Here is an 18,879-nt window from a genome sequence, read left to right on the forward strand (position 1 = left end):
GTGACCACGACACCAGCATCACCGAGCTGGGCGCCCGAGCCGACGATGCGAAGCAACGGCCGTAGACCCTGGCCGGTACCCGAGCCGCGAACTGTCCTTGGCGTCATGATCCAACACCGTGATCAAACCGGGACCTCAGTCGGAGGCTCCTGCGTTATCGCAGGTCAGACGCTACTTTGTTGAAAATTTCTTCATTGCTATGGGGACCCCTGGAGGGGTCCCCGCATCACGGCCGAACACGACCCCGCCCGGCGCCGCCGACGCAGCGACTGACAGTGAGGCTCCTGCGGGGCGACCATGGTCCCGCAGGAGTGCAGGCCCCGCGTCCGATGAACCGGTGTGCCAGCGTCTTCACTCACTGCAGTGGGTCGGTGACGGCCTCCAACTCCAGGTGGCGGTTCATGTCGAGCTCGAAGCGCCCGTACAGGTTCGATGGGTCCAGAACAAGGCCGACAGGCCCCGCCGGTCGGCCGGGCTCAGCCGCTGCGGGTCCGCTTCGGCCGCCTGGTGTTCCGGTAGACGATCCTCGTACGGAACAGGCCCAAGACGAGTGCGTTTCGCGCCGTTCCTCGAGGCCCCGGCTGGGACCTTTATCGGAGGGCGGCCGCATCCCTTGAATCACGAGCTCACCAGTCGCCGAGCCCATCAGGCGGGCGGGGCTCCCCATCAGACCCTGTGGCGTTCGGCTGGCTCGAGTGCGTCGTCGCCCGGGTCCTGCGGGGTGGTGGCGGTACCGCGCGGCGACAGCAGCGCGATGAGGGTTCCGAGCAGTATGCCGCCGGCGGCGAGGTAGACGGCGGTACGGCTTCCGTCGGCGATCGAGGAGCGGAGCACCGGGCCCGATCCCTTGACGCCTGCGTTGGCGATCGCGATGAGCACCGCGAGGCCGATGGCGTTACCGAGGTTGAGTGTGGTGGAGGCCATGCCGGAGGCGACGCCTTGTTCGCGGGGGGCGACTCCGGCCGCGGCGGCGATCCACATGGCGGTCCAGGTGACGCCCTGGCCCACGCCCGAGATCACCAGCCCCGGGACGATAGCGAGGTAACCGCTGCTGTCGTGGAATCCAAGTGCGAGGACGGCGGTGCCGGCCGTTCCGGTGAGGAAGCCGGCGAGCAGGGTGGTGCGGGTTCCGAGGCGGGTGGTGAGGCGTTCTCCGAGTTGGGTGCCGATCGCGATCGCGAGTGAGGGGACCAGGAAGCCCAGGCCGGTCTGCAAGGCGCTGAAGCGATGAACGGTCTGCAATAGCACGGTCAGGAAGTAGGGCAGGGTGCCGAACGTCGCCATGTAAATGAACGTGACCGTGATCCCGGCGACGAGGCTGCGGTTGCCGAAGAGCCGGGGCGGCATCAGCGGGTCGGCGCTCCGCCACTCGATCGCCACGAAGGCGGCCAGCAGCACTGCCGCCAGCACCACGGCCGCGATGATCGCCGGGGACAGCCAGCCGATCTCGGGTCCCTGGACGAGGACGAATACCAGCAGTGTCGCGCCGCCGGTCACCGTCATGGCGCCGGGCAGGTCGAACCTGCGGTCCTGTTGACGACGCCCGTCACGCGGAATGACGGCCAGGGCGGCGATGGCGACGAGGCCAGCCAAGGGGACGTTGACGAAGAAGACGGCAGGCCAGCCGAAGGCCTGCGTGAGGACGCCGCCGAGCAGGGCACCTATGGTTAGCCCGCTGGCTCCGGCACCGCCCCACACTGCCAGCGCGCGGTTCCGCCGGGGGCCTTCCTCGAAGAGCGTGTTGATCAGTGACAGGGTCGAGGGAAGCAGGAGCGCTCCGCCGATACCCTGGATCGCGCGGGCGACGACGATGACGCCCGGGGTGCCCGCCAGTCCGCCGGCCAGTGAGGACCCGGCGTAGACGGTGAGGGCGAGAACGAAGATCCGGCGGCGGCCGAGCAGGTCGGCAGCGCGCCCGCCCAGCAGCAGGAACCCTCCGGCGAACACCACATAGGCGCTGACGACCCACTGCTGTGTCTGGTCCGAAAAGCCCAGGTCGGCGCCGATCTCCGGCAGTGCTACGAACACGATGTTGAGATCGAGGGAAAAGATCAGCTGCGCCAGTGCCAGCAGGGCCAGGCTCCAGCCCAGGTGGGTGCCGCCTCGCTGACTCCGGCTGGACGACATGGACATATTGGTCATCAGTCCGCCTTTCCAATAAGTTCGACTGTACGCATACTTGCGTACAGTACGCGAGTGCGTCAACAGACGTAGCACCGCGGGCGCGCAGAAGGAGGACGGATGTTCGCTAGTACGCGTACGTACACTGGGTATGTGATTCCTCAGCATCCCGAACGCCACCAGATCCGGTTGGAGAATGTCCTCACAGCCCTGGGCAACCCGTTGCGGCTGAAGATCGTCCGCACGCTCGCTGCCGGCGGTGAACAGGCCTGCGGGACGATCCTGGACGGCGTGTCGAAGTCGACGCTGACCCGTCACTGGAAGGTTCTGCGCGACAGCGGGATCATCTGGCAGCGCCCCTACGGCCGCGAGAACCTGCTGTCCCTGCGCCGCGAAGACCTCGACGCCCGCTTCCCTGGCCTGCTCGACGCCCTGCTGACCGCCGCCGACGTCGAACAGACCGAGTCGAGCCCGGACGCATCGGAACGGCAAGTCACGCCAACGTCAGCCGAGGCGACCGCCTAACGCGACTTTGCGTTCCGATGCTGGAAAGGCCGCCAATTACATCTGATGCGAATTTGCGATCCTTTGCGAGGTGTCATCGACGGACGGGTGGCTGACCACGTCAACCAGCAGCGATAGAGCGTAGCGATCATGTACCGAAACCCGTGCCTGTGACCGCTGTTCATGCCATCGATTCTCAACACATTGCGGCCGGTCACCACGACAATGTCCGGACAGAGACGCTGGGATCATGCGACGGCCGCGTGGCGCGCGCCGGATGACGCACGCCATCGTCAGCTGACCGTGGAAGCAGCGGGTCGTCAATGACTTCCCATTCCAGTTGCAGAGCCAGGCTGCGGCGCTGTTCCTCGACGGCCCACGGGCGGGCCGCCCGCCGGTGGGGGAGGAGCTTCAATGGTGAGCCCGCTGGTGGACGGGCATGATGTGCACGGAACCGCGGGGTGGCGGAGTTCAGCGGCATCCTGTACGCCGCCCGCAGGCGGGCATGGTGCCGAACGGCATCACAGACCACTAACAGGCGGAGAAGTCACAGACCACTACCGCTAATTTCTGCACTCAGCCTCCTCGAAGGCCGACCGGCGGAGAAATCCGGCCGCTCGACCACCAGGTCCGCAATCACCGGCTCCCGCAGCGTCTGACCGTGCTGTTCCTGGACAACCCACCCCTCGACCGGCCCGTGCCACCCTTCGTGAACCATGAGGGACCCGTCGACATCGCGCATCTCGCGGGTACCGGCGGGGCCATGTTCGGGCTTCCTGCCGCACCGGCCCGCCCTGCCGCACCGGGCGGTCCTTGGAGTCGTAGTGGGTGGCGGTCCGCATGTCGGTGCTGCGGGCGCGCACGGCGTCCATCAGGCCCATGCGCTCGATCACGCGGAGGGCCGCGCCGCGGATGTCCACCTTGTAGCCGCCCGTACGGATCGCGGGGGCGCGTTCGACCACGGTCACGGTGTAGTCGTGCCGGCGGAGCCAGTAAGCCGTCGCGGTGCGGGGCGAAGCGATGCCTGATCGAGAAGGGCCGGCGTGAGCCTGGCGGGCATCGGACACCACTTCAGGTCGAAGGAAGCGCTGATGAACGAGGCGCTGTTCGAGCTGATGGGGCAGATCGACCGGGTGCCCGAGGTTTGCGAGCAGCTCACGCGAGGGATCACGCAAGCTCGGTCGGGGAGGGCGGCACCGTCCAGGCGCTGCGCATGATCGTCTCTTGAGTCGGGGGCTGGCCTCCGCCCGGGCCGACAGGGGGTCGATCACAGCACTGTGGGGATGCCGGTGCCCAGGGTGGCGACGGCCACGATCAGGCCGGTGGAGATCAGCAGTGCGGTGTGCAGGCCGTTGACCGGGCCGGTTGCGGCAGCCAGTGAGCCGAAGAGCGCGACGCCGAGCACGCTGCCGGTCTGGCGTGCGGCATTGAGCGTCCCCGAGGCCCGCCCCGAGCGCGAGCGGTCCACGCCGCTCAGCAGGACCGAGGCCATGACAGGGACGATCAGTCCGAGGCCGAACCCCTCGGCCATGAGCGGCACCACCAGCGCCGCGTAGGGCGTACGTGCGGTGGTGCCGAGCATGGCCAGGCATCCTGCCGCCAGGAGCGACGTGCCGATGAGGAGGACGCGGCGGGCGCCGAGCGCGCCGGTGAGCCGGTTGGCGGTGAGGTTGGCCGCCATGATCGCCGCCATCATCGGCGCGAAAGCCAGCCCGGTCCACAGCGCGGAGGCATGCTGTTCCTTCTGGAAGTACAGGCTGAGGACGAAGATCAGCCCGTAGAACGCCACGTTGACGAGCAGGCCGATCGCCACCGGCACTCCGAACCGTGCCGAGCGGAACAAGCTCAGCGAAAGCATAGGCTCCGCCCCGCGGACCTCCGCGACCACGAACCCCGCACCGGCGGCGAGCGCGACGGCGAAGCCCGCGAGCACGACCGGATCGTCCATCCCGCGCGAGCCCGCCTCGATCGTGGCCACCGCGAGCGCGGTCAGCGCGGCGACCGCGCTGACCTGCCCGCACAGGTCCAGGCCCTGGTCGCGCGAGCGTGGTGAGCCGGTCGCGTAGCTCAGGGTCAGCCAGATGCCGATGGCGCCGATCGGCACGTTGACGAAGAAGATGGACCGCCATCCCAGCGTCGCGATCACCAGGCCGCCGACGACCGGGCCGGCCACGAGCGCCGTGCTGGCGCCCGCCGCCCACAGCCCCACGGCCCGCGCCCGGGGCTCCGGCTCGGTGTAGGCGTGATGGAGCAGGCTTAGCGAGCAGGCCGCGAGCGCTGCCGCGCCGATTCCCTGAACCGCCCGCGCGGCGATCAGCTCGGCCATGTTCGCCGCCAGCCCGCATCCTGCCGATGCGGCCACGAACACGGCGAAACCGGCGATGAACAGTCGCTTGGCGCCGTAGAAGTCACCCAACGTACCCGCCACGAGGATCAGCGCGGCGAGGGCCACGGTGTAGGCATCGACCACCCACTGCAACGCCGTGACGCCTCCGCCCAGCTCCGCGCCGATCGGCTTGATCGCCACGTTGACCACGCTCACGTCAAGCTGGATGACCGCGAATCCCAGGCTGGCCGCGACCAGCACGAACCCCTGCCGCACCTGTCCCGTCCGAGCACGCGATGTCGCGCCTGAGGACGCATCTGCTTTCTGCATCGGGTCAAACTACGCGCCCAACATTTCGATGACGGCCGAACCGTAGGGCCTACGTACCGGCATGATCGCGGTGGGTGGGCTTGGCCGTCTGACAGCCCCCGGTCGGCTCTGACGCGGCATCTTCGGCCGCCTCGCTGCGGGGCAGGGCGCCGTTGGCGGTGTCGAGCAGGTCGGCCGGCGCCGGCATGTGCACACTCAGCGCGTTACCCGATCGGATCCGAACCGCCATCGGAGTAGGCAAGCCGGCGGCCAGTTCGGTCCAGGACGGACCCGATGCGGGGTCGCAGGTGGCCCATTTCGTCGGCGAACGCACGGGCGGCTTGCTGATAGCCGTCGGTCCGGCTGGCCAGCGTGCTTTCCAGGGTGGTTGGCGGGGTGACGGGGGTGCCCCCCAGGAGGGCCTCGCTGCTGGGGGGAAGCCGCCTGCGCACTATCCCACCAGCGGCCGGCGGCGCGGGCCAGCAAGAGCAGCTTCAGCGGTGTGTGTTCGGCGTGGCGGGCGCAGGCCTGCGGGCGCGCAGCAGGCCGGCCGGGGATCCGGCGTCAACGAAGTAGATCAGCGGGCCGAGCCTTTCCCTGCCTCCGAACGCGGCCCGCGCCGGATCCCGTTCGATTTCACAGCGCGGCCCTCCACCACATGAACTGCCCTGCTGCGCCTGGCTGCGCGGGCGTGCCGGGCGGTGGTGCCCAGCACAGCGCCGGTAGCTGGTCTGTCTCCCTTGCGCACGCGAGGACGTGGGAAGGGAATGGTGTCGGTCATGCGGCGATGTGCTCCGGACGGACGCCCATACCGATGAAACGACCCAGGAGGTGGCGCAGCGGTGGCAGCGTCCGGAACGCCGTGAAGATCGGAGGCACATGCTGGGTCGTGTCGTCGCCCAGGTCCTTGGGATAGAGGTCGCGCAGGATGCCGAGCTGGAAGGCCTGGGTGATCCTCGCGGCGCGTTCTCTGCGGGACTGCACCCGGGCCAGATCGGCGTCCTGTGGTTCGCCGCCTCGGGCGAGAAGCGGGCCCAGCAGGTTGGCGGTGGCCACCGCGTCCTGCACGGCCAGGTTGATACCCACGCCGCCCGCGGGCGACATGGCGTGGGCGGCATCACCGATACACAGCAGTCCCGGCCGGTGCCAGCGTGGAAGCCGGTCTACCCGGACGCTCAGGTGGTGTATCGCCTCCCAGTCGTGGATCTGGTCCACGCGGTCGCGCAGGGCGGGGGCCAGGTGCGCCACCCGGTTCCGGAACGCCGGCAGCCCGGCGGTCTTGAGTTCGTCGAAGGCGGCCGCCGGGATTGCATAGGCCATCTGCCAGTAGTCACCACGGTCGATGGAGATCAGCGCCCCCTTGCCTCCTTGGAAGAAGGGCACTTGGTCCTGTGGGCGGCGGGGCAGGTGGAACCACAGCACGTCCATGGGTGGCGAGGCGCTCACGGGGGTGAGGCCGGCGCCGGCCCGTACGGTGGAGTGGCGGCCGTCGGCGCCGATCACCAGGTCGGCCCGCACCTCCACGGGGCCCTCGGCGGTGTCGGCCAGGACGCCGGTCACCCGTCCCTGATCGGTGAGCAGTTCCGTGGCCCGGGCGCGGCGCAGGAGGCGGAAGGAGGGGTAGGCCGTGGCCTTGCCGGCCAGGAAGTCCAGCACATCCCACTGCGGCATGAACGCGATGTAGGGGCAGCGCACGTTCAGCCGGCTGAAGTCGGCGAAGGTGACGTCTCGGCCGCCCATGTTGACAGCCACCTGCGGCATCTTGGTGTGCGGGAGGTTCAGGAACTCCTCGATCCAGCCCAGTTCGGCGATCAGTTCGAGGGTGGAGGGGTGGACGGTGTCGCCGCGGAAGTCGCGCAGGAAGTCCGCGTGTTTTTCCAGCACGGTCACCTCCACGCCCTGACGGGCCAGCAGCAGCCCGGTCATCATGCCCGCGGGGCCGCCCCCGACGACACAGCACTGTGCGCGCATCTCATCCTTCTTCCGGAAACAGCAGCCCGACCAGGGCCGCGATGTCGATGGGGGTGCCCAGCCGCCGGTTGACGGCGACGGTGGCGAACAGGGTCCTGGCGGCCGTGACCGTGTCGTGCGGGCGCAGCTCGCCGGCGTCGATGCGTTCGAGCAGGAAGTCTCCGATGAGCCGCTGGCCTTCACCAGCCAGCGCCGCCAGCGGCCCGCGGGCCTGGGCGGCGCTGAAGAACACGGCCATCAGCTCGGCGTTGTCGGCCAGCAGCCGGTCGAACGCCTTCAGCAACTCGGTCAGCACCTCTGGAGCCGGCCGCGCGTCGTTCTGCTCCGTCCGCAGCTCCCGCAGGCGGGGCAGGAAGCCCCGCTCCGACAGGAGCGTCTCCACCATCGCCTCTTTGCTGTCGAAATAGCGATAGAGCAGGCCGGGTGTCACCTCGGCGGCCTCAGCCACATCCTTGACCGTGGCCCCGTCCACGCCCTTGTCGGCGAACACGCGCAAGGCCGCGTCCAGCAGTTGCCCCCGGCGCCATACCGCCTGCTCACTTCGAGTTCTGGGCATTATTCACCTCATTGAGTAAACGTTTATTCAACATACCATGCAGGTGCCTGTCGCACGGCGCTGGGCGCTGGGCGCTCGCGCGTTCGCCATCGGCGAGCTTGCGGAGGAGTCCACTCACGTGGCCGATGAGGACCTGGTCGGCACGCGGCTGCGGCTGCGGTCCGGCGCGAACGCTACCTTGGTGGGTGGTGGCCTGCCGATCAACTTCCACTACGCCGAGAGCCTGCCGAACTCCTACGCCGGCCTCATCCTGGCCGGCCTGATCGTCGGCGCGGCGACGCCGGCCAAGCCCGGGCACGGGTTCGCCCCCGGCCACAACGTGGCGGCGACCGACCGGGTGCTCGAAGCGACGACCCCGACGGCAACGGTTGGGTCCTGCAGGAACGCCCCGGCACCGAGCCCTGAGCCCCGGCACCGGGTTGACGACGCCGCGCGGGCACAGGCGGGCCGGTCCCTCCGCGCGGATCGGCTCGCCGTTCCATCGAGACCGGGCGACCCTTACGGTGGTCCGCATGAACATTTGTGTCTTCCTGTCGGCCGCCGACCTGCCCGAGACCTACACCAAGCCCGCCCGCGAGTTCGCCGAGCTGATCGGAAAGGGCGGGCACACACTGGTGTGGGGCGGTTCGGACGTGGGCCTGATGAAGGTGATGGCCGACGGGGTGCACGAGGCCGGCGGCCGGCTGATGGGCGTTTCGGTGGACTTCCTGGCCCACAAAGTACGCGCCGGCGTGGACGGCATGATCATCGCGGCCGACCTCGCCGAGCGCAAGAAACTGCTGCTGGAGAAGGCCGACGCCGTGGTCATCATGGTGGGCGGCACGGGCACGCTGGACGAGGCCACTGAGATCCTGGAGCTGAAGAAGCACGGCAGGACGGACAAGCCCGTCGTCCTGCTGAACACGGCGGGCTTCTACGACGGGCTCAAGACGCAGTTCCGGCGCATGGAGGATGAGGGCTTCCTGCCGCGCCCCCTCACCGACCTGGTCTTCTTCGCCGAGGAACCCGTGGGGGCGCTGGCCTTCCTGGAGGAGTCGCTCGGCATGCGCTGACCGTCTCCGGCGCACCGGGGCGCGACTTCCCTGCGTAGAGGGTGGAGGGAACGGGGAAGGCCCTACTCGGACCAAGACCGAGCCGCGAGGGGGAGCAGCGATGGGGCGGGACCGGGGGACCGACGCGTTCGACGAGATGCTGGAGGAGCTGGCCCGCCGCCGCGGCGAGTTCCGCGACCTGCGTTACGTGCCCGCCGACTTCGTCGCCCGGCTCAAGGCGCTCGGCCTCTACCGGGTCGCCACGCCGGAGCGGTTCGGCGGCGAGCCGATGCCGCCCGCGGAGTTCCTCCGCAGGATCGAGCGGATCTCGGCCGTCGACGGCTCCACCGGCTGGGTGGCGAGCTTCGGCGCCCAGCTCGTCTACCTGGGAGCGCTGCCGCTGGAGACCCAGGCCGAGCTGTACGCCGGCGGCCCGGACGTGGTCCTCGCGGGCGGGCTGTTCCCGGTCCAGGAGGCCGTCCCGACCGAGCGCGGCTTCCGGCTGAACGGCCGGTGGAAGTTCGCCAGCGGCTGCATGGCCGCCGACATCATGGTCGTCGGCATCCCCGGCGACGACGCCACCGCGGGCAAGCCGCGCGGCGTCCTGGTGAGCCCGGACCGGCTGGAGATCGTGCAGGACTGGGACGTCGTCGGCATGCAGGGCACCGGCTCGTTCGACGTGGTGGCCAAGGACGTCCAGGTGGACCGGGAGTGGTCCTTCATCCGCGGCGGGACGCCGGTGATCGACGAACCGCTCTACCGATATCCCGCGATCACGTACGTCGCCCAGTCGCTGTCCGTCGTCGCCGCCGGCGTCGCCCGGGCCGCCCTCGACCACGCCGAGGAGGTCGGCGGCGGCCGGGCCGGCATCACCGGTGCCCCTGCGCTCGCCGAACGCGCCTACTACCGCGCCGGCATCGCCGAGGCCGAGGCCACGCTCCGCTCCGCCCGCGCCTACTTCTACGAGGCCGCGGACGAGAGCTGGCAGGCGGTCGCCGCCGGTGGCCAGGTCAGCGACAGGCAGAACGCCCACATGCGGCTGTCCGCCGCCCACCTGGCCCGCATCTGCTCGGAGGTGGTGCACAAGGTGGTCTCGCTCTCCGGCACCGCCGCCATCCACCGCGGCCACCGGCTGCAGGACCTGCTCGGGGACGCGCAGGTGCCGCAGCAGCACGCCTTCCTCGGCCCCGCGATGTACGACGCCGCGGGCGCCGTACTCATGGGCCGCCCGCCGACCGTCCCCGCCTTCCGCTGAGCCCCGCGCGTTCGTCGGCCACAGGGCGCGCCTGCACCGGGTCGCCATCCCGCCGTTGAGGGCACCGGGACGGCCGCATTATCACCACTTGAATGCCGCAAACCGGGGTAGAACGTCCGCCGTGGGATCCACCGTCACCGTCCCCCAGACGCGCACGATGGACGGCGAGGAGCTGTCCGCCGACGACGCGTGGGAAACGCTCCGCAAGTACGGCGTCTGGCACTTCGTGCGCGACTCGCTGATCAGGTTCCGGTACGGCGACGGCATGAGCCACTCGCGGGCCCTGGCCTTCCAGCTCTGCCTGGCCATCATCCCCGGCGCCATCGCGGTGGTCGGCCTCAGCGCGGTCACCGACCAGCGGGAACTGGGCCGGGTGCTGGAGCTCACGCTGCGTGCCCTGGCGCCCGGAGGCGGCGCGGAGGCCGTCACCGAGGCGCTCGAAGGCGGCAACGGCACCAGGGACGAGCTGGCCCTCTGGCTCGGCCTGGCCACCACGCTGGCCGCGCTGACCACCGCGATGGCGCAGTTCGAGCGGGGGGCGAACCGGATCTACGGTGTGGAGCGCGACCGGCCCTTCCATCGCAAGTACGCCAGGGCGGCCGTGCTCGCGCTGACCGCCGGGGTCTTCATGATCACCGGATTCACCGTCCTGGTCGGCGGCGGCGAGCTCGGAGACGCCCTGAGCGAGACGTTCGGCTGGGGTGCGGGTGCCCAGGTGGCCTTCGCCGTCATCCGCTGGCCGCTCGGGTTCCTGCTCGCGCTGACGTCCACGGTCACGCTGTTCCGGGCCTCGCCGCGACGCAGGCAGCCGGGCCACACCTGGCTGGCGGTCGGGGCGCTGGCGGCGCTGGCGTTGTGGACGTTCTTCACGCTGGCGCTGGCCCTCTACACCGAGTACAACGGCACGTTCGGGGCCACGTACGGGCCGCTGACCGCCGTCATGGCGCTGTTGTTGTGGTCGTTCCTCAGCTCGATCGCGCTCTTCCTGGGGATGGCGTTCGCGGCGCAGCTGGAAGCCTGCCGGGCCGGCTGCGTCGAGCCCGCGCACGCCGACTCCGGACCCAGCGCGGAGGAGGAGCGGGAGCCCTTGGTCGGGGAGGTCGGCTCGGCCGTGATCGCCGCCGTCCGGGGCGTGCTCCCCGCCAGAATCAGGCGCGCGAACCGCGAGGACCACCGCTCCCATTGACCCGAGCGCGTTTACCGGGGCCGAGATAATCGCCTGGCCTGCGCCTCGCCCATTTCTGGAGAGCGCTCTCTTGACACCGGAACTAATGTTGCCGGAAGGTTTCCGTAAAACAACCCCTTAATCCTCTGCGGATGAGGTGCCCCGAATGGTTCACACCCCCCAAACCAGAGCGTTGCTCGCCATCGGTGCCGCTCTCGCCACGTTGATCGCCCTGCTCGTCCCGATGGCCGGCCCCGCCGGCGCCGCTCCCGCCCCCGGCCCGCTGGTCTGGTCCGACGAGTTCAACGGAGCCGCGGGCAGCGCCGTAGACCAGTCGAAATGGCGCTTCGACATCGGCGGCAGCGGCTGGGGCAACAACGAGCAGCAGTACTACACCAACAGCACCCGCAACGCCGCCATGGACGGCGCCGGCAACCTGGTGATCACCGCCCGCCGGGAGAACCCGTCCAACTTCCAGTGCCACTACGGCACCTGCCAGTACACCTCCGCCCGCCTGCTCACCTCCGCCACCTTCACCCGGGCGTACGGGCGGTTCGAGGCGCGCATGAAGATCCCGCGCGGCCAGGGCATCTGGCCGGCGTTCTGGATGCTCGGCAACGACATCGGATCGGTCGGCTGGCCCAACAGCGGCGAGATCGACATCATGGAGAACATCGGCCGCGAACCCAACACCGTCCACGGCACCATCCACGGCCCCGGCTACTCCGGCGGCGCGGCCATCGGCGCCCCCTACACGATCGGCGGCGCGTTCGCCGACGGCTTCCACACCTTCGCCGTCGACTGGACCCCGAACCTGATCATCTGGTACGTCGACGGCAACGAGTACCAGCGCCGGACCCCCGCCTCCCTCGGCGGCAACCGCTGGGTCTTCGACCACCCGTTCTTCATGATCATGAACGTGGCGGTCGGCGGCTACTGGCCCGGCTACCCCGACGCGTCCACCACCTTCCCGCAGTCTCTGACCGTCGACTACGTCCGCGTCTACGCCCCGCCGACCGACGGCGGCGGCGGCACCGGCGGGCGGATCACCGGCCTCGGCGGCAAGTGCGTGGACGTGGCGGGCGCCGCCACCGCCAACGGCACCGCCGTCCAGCTCTACGACTGCAACGGCTCCGCCGCCCAGAACTGGACCTGGAACAGCGACGGCTCGGTACGCGCGCTCGGTAAGTGCATGGACGTCACCGGCGGCTCCACGGCCAACGGGGCACGGGTGCAGCTCTATGACTGCAACGGCTCCGGCGCGCAGCGGTGGACCTTCAACTCCGGGACCGGCCAGATCGTCAACCCCCAGGCGAACAAGTGCCTCGACGCGACCGGCTCCAGCTCGGCCAACGGCACCCGGCTGCAGATCTGGACCTGCACCGGTGGCGCCAACCAGCGGTGGACCCGCGGCTGACCTCCGCATCCCGCCGACCGGTCGGACTCCTTCCGAAGGGTCCGGCCGGCCGCGAGAATAACGCGGTGTGCTCACCGGCCGCCGCATCGGACTTTCAAGAACGCGCTCTCCCCGCCATTTCCTGGCGCGGGTCTGATGGTTGAGCTCGCCTGCCGGAGACACCGGCTCGAATGGCGTCCGAGACGTCCCCGCCGACCGCGGGCTCGGGGCGCGCGTCGTGCGTTCCTGGGGGTCAGGCCGCCAGGTCGTCGAGGACCTCGGGGGCCAGGCCCAGGGCGGTGGTCATGCCGATGCCGGAGGTGACCGACACCACGCGCACGCCCGGCATGGGGGCGGCGATGAGGAACGGGTCCGCGGCCGAGGCGTAGACGCCGCGCCACCGCTCCCGGACCACCAGCCGATCGGCCCCCAGCAGGCGGGCGCTCTCGGCCAGGACGTGCCGGTCGAGCTCGTCGTCGTCGAACGGCTCCGGCGTGACGGCGTAGCCGTGAGTGTCGCCGATGGTGAGGTCACCGTCCGGGCGCTGGGTGAACATGAGGTTCAGGCCGATGCCGGTCAGCACCGGCTGCTCGGCCTCCAGGCGGGCCCGCAGGGCGGGCTGCGTCGGGCAGGACCGGAAGCCGCCGTAGCGCAGGAGCGAGAAGCCGGACAGCACCGCGGGCCCGACGCGGCGTCCGTGCGGGTCGGCCACCCGCAGCATGCGCAGGACGCAGCGGCGCAGCCCGGCGCGCTCGGCCAGGTCGGGGAAGTGCCGGTCGACGTCATGGCCGACTGCCATGACCACGTTCCCGGCCCGGATGCGTCCCCGGCTGGTGGTGACCAGGCCGGGTTCGACGAGGTGCGCGGAGGTGGCCCAGTGGAAACGCACGCCCCGGCCGGCCAGCCAGGCGGCGATGGCGTGCACGGCCTGGCGCGGGTCCACGCGCACGTCCAGCGGCAACCAGGCGCCGCCCACCACGCCGGGGCCCACCGGCACGCGTTCGGCCACCCGGCCGCCGTCGAGCAGCACGGCCTGGCCGTCGCGGGTGGCGGCGAACTCCTCCAGCACCGCGTACTCGTCGTCGGCGCGGGCGACCACGACGGTGCCGCTCTCTTCTAGCCAGAGCCCCGCCTCCTTGGCCAGGCGCAGCCAGGCGGTCCTCGCGGCTGTCGCGTACCGCAGAGCCGCGCCGTCCTGGGCGGTGAAGCAGCCGTGCCCGAAGTTGCGCACCGAGGCGCCGACGGCGCGCTCGTCCCGCTCGACCACCACGACGGACATCCCGCGGTCCACGGCGGCCACGGCATGGGCCAGCCCCACGACGCCCGCACCGACGATCACGAGATCGGCCGCATCGAGAGACCTGTCCCACGACAGATGACTTGTCATGACAAGTAAGCTGCCCGGGCTGGTCGGGCGGCGTCAACGCCGGGCCGCACATGTCATCTCGCGTTCGCGCCGACGTCATCGTCGCATGTGAGAAGGGCCATGGAGGAATCGGGAGGCGCCCGCACTCCTGTATGGTCAAGTCACATGGACGCACCTCTCCACGAACGCGTCGCCTCGGAGCTGCGCCGCCGGATCAGCTCGGGGGAGCTGCCGGTGGGCGCGGCCGTTCCCTCGGAGTCGCGGCTGTGCGAGCAGTGGGGCATCTCGCGGGGCCCGATCCGCCAGGCGCTGGCCACCCTGCGCGCCGAGGGTCTCATCGGCGGTGGGCGCGGCAGGCCGCCGGTGGTGCGCAGCCAGAGCGTGCCCCAGCCGTTCGAGACCTTCCTGTCCTTCTCGCGCTGGGTGGAGCTGATGGGCCGCACGCCCGGGCAGCGCACGCTCGAGATCGCCCGCCGCCCGGCGACCCCGGAGGCGTGTGACGCCCTCGGGGTGGAGGAGGGCGCGCCCGTCGTGCAGCTGCTGCGGCTGCGGTTGATGGACGACATGCCCGCCATGGTGGAGCGCACGACGTTCGTCTGGTCTGTCGGGCGGCTGCTGTTCGACTTCGACTGCGACTCCGGGTCGGTCTTCGCCCACCTGAGCCGCTGCGGCGTGGACCTGAGCCGGGCCCGCCACGTCATCGACGCGATCGCCACCGACGAGACCGACGCCGCGCTCCTGGGCGTCCCGCTCGGCTCGCCCCTGCTGCGCGAGCGCCGCCAGACCTCCTCCGCCGGGGGTGAGCCCGTCGAGTTCTCCGACGACCGCTACCGGCCGGACCTGGTCTCGTTCACCATCGACAACTCCCAGCAGGCCCATCCGGCGCTGCTGCGCGGCCCGAGCCCCGACGGCCCGCGTCCCGCCCGAGTCCCCCAAGGAGCAACCCCGTGATCGAACTGGCGGTCCTGGACATCGCCGGCACCACCGTGGACGAGCACGGCGCCGTCTATCTCGCGCTGGAGCAGGCCGTACGGGCCGCGGGGGGCGCCCCCACCGCCGCCGACATCCAGCGCTGGATGGGCGCCGGCAAGCGCGAGGCCATCACCGCCCTGCTGACCCCCGCTCCGAGCCAGGCGCCCTCCCCGAGCCGGGCCGGCATCCCGAGCGCGGCCGAGTCGCCCAGCCTTGCTGAGTCGTCCAGCCTGGCCCTGGCCGGGCCGCCGAGCGGGCCGCCGGGCCCGGATGTCGTCGAGGCGGCCTTCGCGGACTTCCGCGCCCGGCTGAGCGCGGCCTACGCCGCCCGGCCGCCCGCGCCCCTGCCCGGCGTGCCCGAGGCGATCACCGCGCTCCGCGCCGCCGGTGTCAAGGTGGCGCTCACCACGGGGTTCGACCGCGAGGTGACCACGGCGCTGCTGGCGGCGGTCGGCTGGGACGACGGCTTCCTGGACGCGGTGGTGTGCGTGGACGACGTGCCGTGCGGCCGGCCCGCGCCTTACATGATCTTCCGGGCGATGGAGGCGACCGGCGTCCGCGACGTCGGCCGCGTCCTCACCGCCGGCGACACCGTACGCGACCTGCAAGCGGGCACCAACGCGGGCGCCCGCGTCGTGGCCGGGGTCCTCACCGGCGGCCAGGACGCCGTCACCCTCGGCGCCGTACGCCACACCCATCTCCTGCCGAGCGTCGCGGACCTGCCCGCCCTGCTCCGCCTGCGCTGAGCCCGGCAGCGTGCGTCCGCGGGGCCGACGCGAGGCTCACCAGTCGTGGATGGTGCCGTCCTTGAGCCGGTTGAACGGCAGGTACGCCGGCTGGTACGGAAAACGCGCCGCCGCCTGCTCGTCGAGCTCCACACCCAGCCCCGGCTGCTCCCCGGGATGCAGATAGCCGTCGGTGAAGCTGAACGACTGAAGGAACACCTCGTCGGTCGCCGGGCCGTGCCGCATGTACTCCTGGATGCCGAAGTTGTGGATCGCCAGGTCCAGGTGCAGGGCGGCGGCCATGCCGACCGGCGAGATGTCGGTCGGGCCGTGGATGCCGGACTTGATCTGGTATTGAGCGGCGTAGTCGAGCAGCTTGCGCATGGCCGTGATCCCCCCGGTGTGGGTGACGGCGGAGCGGACGTAGTCGATGAGCTGCTCGCTGATCAGGGTCTGGTAGTCCCACACGGTGTTGAAGACCTCGCCGATGGCCAGCGGGGTGGTGGTGTGCCGGCGCACCAGCCGCAGCGCCTCCTGGTTCTCCGCCGGCGTGCAGTCCTCCAGCCAGAACAGGTCGTACGGCTCAAGGTCCTTGCCGAGCCTGGCGGCCTGGATGGGGGTCATGCGATGGTGCCCGTCGTGCAGCAGCGGCAGTTCGGGGCCGAACTCGTTGCGTACCGCCTCGAAGACGCCGGGCAGGTGGCGCAGGTAGGCGCGGGTGTCCCAGTCCTCCTCGGCGGGCAGCGCGGCACGCTGGGCCGGCTCGTAGTCGTATCGCCTGCCGCCGGCGCTGGGCTGGGCGGCCACGCCGTATACGGCGTTGATGCCCGGCACGGAGGTCTGCACCCGGATCGACCGGTAGCCTAGCTCCAGGTGCCGGCGGATCGAGTCGAACAGCTCGGGCAGGTCCCGGCCCGAGGCGTGCCCGTAGGCCATGACGCCGTTCCTGGAGGCGCCGCCGAGCAGCTGGTAGAGCGGCATCCCGGCGGCCTTGGCCTTGATGTCCCACAGCGCCACGTCCACGGCCGCGATGGCGGCCATGGTGACGGGGCCGCGCCGCCAGTACGCCGAGCGGTAGAGGAACTGCCAGGTGTCCTCGATGCGCTGCGGGTCGCGGCCGATCAGCAGGGGGACGACGTGGTCGGCCAGGTAGGAGGCGACCGACAGCTCCCGCCCGTTGAGGGTGCCGTCGCCCAGCCCGGTGAACCCGTCGTCCGTCGTGATCTTGAGGGTGACGAAGTTGCGGTCGGGGCTGGTGACGATGACGTCCGCGGCGATGATCTGCACGGGGGTGCCTTTCTGGTAAGAGCGGGTCCGGTCACGGCCGCGGGGCCGGGAGAGGCGGTATCTGAGCACGCGAGAGGGCCGGCGCGGGTCAGCCCTTGGTCGCGCCGGCGGTCAGCCCGGAGACCACATATTTCTGTACGAACAGGGCGATCACCATGATCGGCAGGGTGACCACGGTGGCCGCGGCCATCAGGCCGCCCCAGTCGATGCTGGCGTAGCCGACGAAGTCGAAGATCGCCACCGGCAGGGTCTTGGTGTCGGCGTCGGAGAGCACGAGCGCGAACATGAAGTTGTTCCAGGAGAAGATGAAGGACAGGATACCGGCGGTGGCGATGCCGGGCAGGGACAGCGGCAGGGTGATGCGCCGGAACGCGCCGACGTGGGTGAGCCCGTCGACCAGCGCCGCCTCCTCCAGCTCCGCGGGCAGGCTGTCGAAATAGCCCATCATGATGTAGACCACCAGCGGCAGCGAGACGAACATGTGGCTGATGATCAGCACCCCGAAGCCCCCGACCATCTTCAGGTTGGAGAAGACGTAGTACCAGGGCACCAGGAGCGAGACCCCGGGGATGACCCGGGCCATCAGCACCACCAGCGCGGACTTCCTCATGTTGAACCGGCTCATCGAATAGGCCGCCGGCAGGCCGAGGACCAGCGACGCCACGGTGGCGGCGAAGGCGACCCAGAGGCTGTTGACGATGAACTCGACGTAGTTCGCCTGCTGGAGCACCTTGGCGTAGTTGGCCAGGGTGGGGGAGAAGGCCAGCGCCTTGTCCGGGTCGTAGATGTCGACGTTGGTCTTGAGCGACGCGGAGATCATCCAGAGCAGCGGCGCGACCAGGACGAGCACCACCAAGGTGAGCGCCACCACCCGGAACACCCGGTACGCGGCCCTGGGCCTCATCGCCGTGCCTCCTTGCGCCGGGCGGTCAGGGCCCACATCGCCCCGATGATGATGAGGAAGAAGAGGATGAGGACGGTGGAGGAGACGCCGTACTCGTTGTAGTCGAAGCTGAGGCCGTAGGCATAGACGTTGAGCGTCTCCACCTCGTGGAACGAGCCGCCGCCGCGGCCCTTCGTGGAGTAGAGCAGGTCGAAGGTCTTCAGCGCGTCGATGCCGCGCAGCAGGACCGCCACGGTCAGCGTGGGCATCAGCAGCGGCAGGGTGACGTGCCGGAACCGCTGCCAGGTGCCGGCGCCGTCGATGCGCGCCGCCTCCTGCGGCTCCTCCGACAGCGAGGTGAGCCCGGCGAGCAGGATCAGCACCACCATCGGCGTCCACTGCCACACGTCGATGAAGATCGTGGTGGGCAGCGCCGAGTGCTGGCCGGCGAGCCACGGCTGCGGCCCGACGCCGAACCAGCCGAGCACCTGGTTGGCCAGGCCGATGTTCGGGTCGAAGATGAGCCGCCACATCATGCCGACCGCGACCGGGGTGGCGACGAGCGGCAGCAGGATGGCGACCCGGACCCACCGCTGCCCCTTGAACGGCCGCCAGAGCAGCAGCGCGATCGCCATCCCGAGGACCACCTCGAACAGCAGCGCGGCCACGGTGAACGTGGCGGTCCGCCCGACGGCGGGCCAGAACCGGTCGGTGTCGGAGAGCACGTCGAGATAGTTCCGCAGGCCCACGAACTCGCTCTCCGCGCGGACCGATCCCTCGGCGTCGGTCAGGCTGAGATAGCCCGTCCAGGCCAGCGGGAACACGAGCAGCGCGGCGACGAAGACCATCGCGGGCGCGGCGAAGAGCCACTTGCGGTGGTCGTTGACCCAGCGCGCCCAGCCGGGTGTCACGGGGACGGCGGGGGCGCCGCGCGGCGTCCTGGTCGTGGTGATCGTTGCCATTGAGGTCTCCAAGGGGTGGGCGGGTGACGGGCGCGCTATCCCGTCACCGC

Annotated in this window: 17 protein-coding genes; 8 read left to right on the top strand and 9 right to left on the bottom strand. The window is 70.5% G+C overall.

Features of this window, described 5'->3' with window-relative positions:
- Positions 1–666: 666 nt before the first annotated feature.
- Positions 667–2,142: an MFS transporter gene (locus BLS95_RS51965; RefSeq protein ID WP_218136433.1), complete on the bottom strand. Its 1,476-nt coding sequence runs from the start codon at positions 2,140–2,142 to the stop codon at positions 667–669.
- A 132-nt stretch (positions 2,143–2,274) separates the two neighbouring features.
- Between BLS95_RS51965 and BLS95_RS51970 the strand changes: the two genes are divergently transcribed.
- Together BLS95_RS51970 and BLS95_RS58785 are read left to right on the top strand one after the other, a co-directional pair.
- Entirely contained in the window at positions 2,275–2,646 is a 372-nt protein-coding gene (locus BLS95_RS51970; RefSeq protein ID WP_090947048.1) for an ArsR/SmtB family transcription factor, read from the top strand.
- Between the two features lie 1,022 nt (positions 2,647–3,668).
- The gene (locus BLS95_RS58785) at positions 3,669–3,842 is read left to right on the top strand and encodes a hypothetical protein (protein WP_245765802.1); all 174 of its coding nucleotides are present in this window, start codon (positions 3,669–3,671) and stop codon (positions 3,840–3,842) included.
- A 50-nt stretch (positions 3,843–3,892) separates the two neighbouring features.
- Here the strand turns inward: BLS95_RS58785 and BLS95_RS51980 are convergent, their stop codons facing one another.
- The 4 genes from BLS95_RS51980 to BLS95_RS59450 all read right to left on the bottom strand — a co-directional run bounded on the left by BLS95_RS51980 (position 3,893) and on the right by BLS95_RS59450 (position 7,787).
- A complete protein-coding gene (locus BLS95_RS51980) occupies positions 3,893–5,227 on the bottom strand; it encodes an MFS transporter (protein ID WP_176993887.1) in 1,335 nt (444 codons plus the stop codon).
- Between the two features lie 103 nt (positions 5,228–5,330).
- The gene (locus BLS95_RS55230; RefSeq protein WP_143044287.1) at positions 5,331–5,510 is read right to left on the bottom strand and encodes a hypothetical protein; all 180 of its coding nucleotides are present in this window, start codon (positions 5,508–5,510) and stop codon (positions 5,331–5,333) included.
- Positions 5,511–6,037: 527 nt separating this feature from the next.
- Complete coding sequence (locus BLS95_RS51990) at positions 6,038–7,231, bottom strand: FAD-dependent oxidoreductase (RefSeq protein WP_090947051.1); 1,194 nt, start codon at positions 7,229–7,231, stop codon at positions 6,038–6,040.
- A gap of 1 nt (position 7,232) precedes the next feature.
- The gene (locus tag BLS95_RS59450; protein ID WP_090947052.1) at positions 7,233–7,787 is read right to left on the bottom strand and encodes a TetR/AcrR family transcriptional regulator; all 555 of its coding nucleotides are present in this window, start codon (positions 7,785–7,787) and stop codon (positions 7,233–7,235) included.
- 512 nt (positions 7,788–8,299) lie between these two features.
- On the opposite strand from BLS95_RS59450, the gene BLS95_RS52000 reads away from it, so the two are divergent.
- The 4 genes from BLS95_RS52000 (at position 8,300) to BLS95_RS52015 (ending at position 12,655) form a co-directional block, all read left to right on the top strand.
- Positions 8,300–8,839, top strand: coding sequence for an LOG family protein (locus BLS95_RS52000; RefSeq protein ID WP_176993888.1), 540 nt, complete (start codon positions 8,300–8,302; stop codon positions 8,837–8,839).
- A gap of 100 nt (positions 8,840–8,939) precedes the next feature.
- A complete protein-coding gene (locus BLS95_RS52005; RefSeq protein ID WP_090947054.1) occupies positions 8,940–10,073 on the top strand; it encodes an acyl-CoA dehydrogenase family protein in 1,134 nt (377 codons plus the stop codon).
- 121 nt (positions 10,074–10,194) lie between these two features.
- Positions 10,195–11,259, top strand: a complete 1,065-nt coding sequence (locus BLS95_RS52010; RefSeq protein ID WP_090947055.1) for a YihY/virulence factor BrkB family protein — start codon at positions 10,195–10,197, stop codon at positions 11,257–11,259.
- Positions 11,260–11,404: 145 nt separating this feature from the next.
- Entirely contained in the window at positions 11,405–12,655 is a 1,251-nt protein-coding gene (locus tag BLS95_RS52015; protein ID WP_090947056.1) for a glycoside hydrolase family 16 protein, read from the top strand.
- A gap of 232 nt (positions 12,656–12,887) precedes the next feature.
- Here BLS95_RS52015 and BLS95_RS52020 read toward each other — a convergent pair whose 3' ends face one another.
- A complete protein-coding gene (locus tag BLS95_RS52020; protein ID WP_090947057.1) occupies positions 12,888–14,021 on the bottom strand; it encodes a TIGR03364 family FAD-dependent oxidoreductase in 1,134 nt (377 codons plus the stop codon).
- Positions 14,022–14,165: 144 nt separating this feature from the next.
- Between BLS95_RS52020 and BLS95_RS52025 the strand changes: the two genes are divergently transcribed.
- Both BLS95_RS52025 and BLS95_RS52030 read left to right on the top strand, forming a co-directional pair.
- Positions 14,166–14,951 carry a GntR family transcriptional regulator gene (locus BLS95_RS52025; protein ID WP_090947058.1) on the top strand — a complete coding sequence of 262 codons (786 nt, stop codon included), beginning with the start codon at positions 14,166–14,168 and terminating at the stop codon, positions 14,949–14,951.
- The gene (locus BLS95_RS52030; protein WP_090947059.1) at positions 14,948–15,718 is read left to right on the top strand and encodes an HAD family hydrolase; all 771 of its coding nucleotides are present in this window, start codon (positions 14,948–14,950) and stop codon (positions 15,716–15,718) included. The genes BLS95_RS52025 and BLS95_RS52030 overlap by 4 nt, the downstream gene beginning before the upstream one ends.
- A 36-nt stretch (positions 15,719–15,754) precedes the next feature.
- Here the strand turns inward: BLS95_RS52030 and manD are convergent, their stop codons facing one another.
- From manD to BLS95_RS52045, 3 genes are all read right to left on the bottom strand, one after another.
- Positions 15,755–16,984 (bottom strand): D-mannonate dehydratase ManD, encoded by a 1,230-nt coding sequence (gene manD / locus BLS95_RS52035; RefSeq protein ID WP_090947060.1) that lies wholly within the window; start codon positions 16,982–16,984, stop codon positions 15,755–15,757.
- Positions 16,985–17,072: 88 nt separating this feature from the next.
- Entirely contained in the window at positions 17,073–17,888 is an 816-nt protein-coding gene (locus tag BLS95_RS52040) for a carbohydrate ABC transporter permease (protein ID WP_090947061.1), read from the bottom strand.
- Positions 17,885–18,829 carry a carbohydrate ABC transporter permease gene (locus tag BLS95_RS52045; RefSeq protein ID WP_218136435.1) on the bottom strand — a complete coding sequence of 315 codons (945 nt, stop codon included), beginning with the start codon at positions 18,827–18,829 and terminating at the stop codon, positions 17,885–17,887. The genes BLS95_RS52040 and BLS95_RS52045 overlap by 4 nt, the downstream gene beginning before the upstream one ends.
- Positions 18,830–18,879: the final 50 nt, after the last annotated feature.

It is taken from the genome of Nonomuraea jiangxiensis (assembly GCF_900099965.1).
In the GTDB taxonomy this organism is placed as follows: domain Bacteria; phylum Actinomycetota; class Actinomycetes; order Streptosporangiales; family Streptosporangiaceae; genus Nonomuraea; species Nonomuraea jiangxiensis.